The sequence below is a fragment of the Kitasatospora sp. NPDC091257 genome (genome assembly GCF_044757675.1).
Classification (GTDB): domain Bacteria; phylum Actinomycetota; class Actinomycetes; order Streptomycetales; family Streptomycetaceae; genus Kitasatospora; species Kitasatospora lactacystinica.
Genome location: NZ_JBIVVI010001906.1, coordinates 1 through 1026, shown reverse-complemented (window position 1 = coordinate 1026; position 1026 = coordinate 1). Strand labels below are relative to the sequence as shown.

The following is a 1026-nucleotide window of genomic DNA, read 5'->3' as shown; positions in this document are numbered from 1 at the left end:
GGAGGGTCCGTCGGCCCCACGACGGTCGACCGCACCGCCGGGTTCCCCTTCGACGGGACCGGCGGCACCGGCCGCGGCGGTGCCGCCCGCCCGGACGATGCCGGGCTGGGCGGGGCCGCGGGGACAGGCCCGGGAGCGGCCGGGCGAGGACGGCGCGTCAACGGCAAGGACCAGGAGGGCGGGAGGATCCGGCGCTTGGTCGGCGCTCCGGGGGCCGCGGGCCGGTGGGCGGGCGGTGCGGGGGCGCCGGGAACGGGGGCCTGCGCCACCGGGCGAGGCCCGATGGGCCTTCGGCCACCAGCCGTCGGCAAGTCCCGCCGGCGAAGGCGGTCCCCCATCGCCCGCAGCGCCGCACGGACCGGATTCCCGGCCCCGCGGTCGGCGGCGGGCCGGGCACCGACGCGAGCGGACTGCGTCGTCGTGTCCCCGGCCGCCGCCGGGGACGGTACGTACTCCGGGCTCCCCGGCACGACCTCGACGTACGGAGGGGGCGGCAACATCAGGTCCGGTGGCCATGTGCCGTCTGCCGCGACCTCCGAGCCCACGACCGGCAGCACGGGCCGCCGGACGCACACCGGCACCGCTCGCGGAAGCAGCGTCGAGGCCGCGGTGACCAGCGGTGCGGGCCGCCAGGCCGCCAGGCCGTCCCGGAAGGACACCAGGTCGGTCACCGGCACCGGGAGCGCCCGGACCAGCGTGCGGCCTTCGGGTGCGGACCGGTCCCCGTCCGGGGGCGGCATGGCCGCCGCCCCCGGACGGGCCGCTTCCGGCAGCCGTCCCAGCAGACTTGAGAGCGCCCGCCTCAGCCGCCCCACGGTGGTGCTCCCCGCCCGGTCGCCGAGGTGTTGATCCGGACGGCCTCGGCCACCCACGACCGCCGTTCGCCGTGGGTGAGACCGACGAGGTCCGCGTACGACCAGTGGAAGTGGTGGGCGAGGTACGCGATTTCCTCCCGGGTCCGGCGCGCCGAGCGCCTCACGGTTCCCCCAGGCGCCCACCAGGGGCCGGTTCGCGCACCGCGAAGTG

At 78.6% G+C, this 1026-nt stretch carries 1 protein-coding gene; it reads right to left on the bottom strand.

The genetic code is table 11. From position 1 onward, the window contains the following. Positions 1–802: 802 nt before the first annotated feature. Entirely contained in the window at positions 803–979 is a 177-nt protein-coding gene (locus ACIQOV_RS42795) for a DUF6760 family protein (protein ID WP_401056713.1), read from the bottom strand. Positions 980–1026 lie beyond the last annotated feature (47 nt).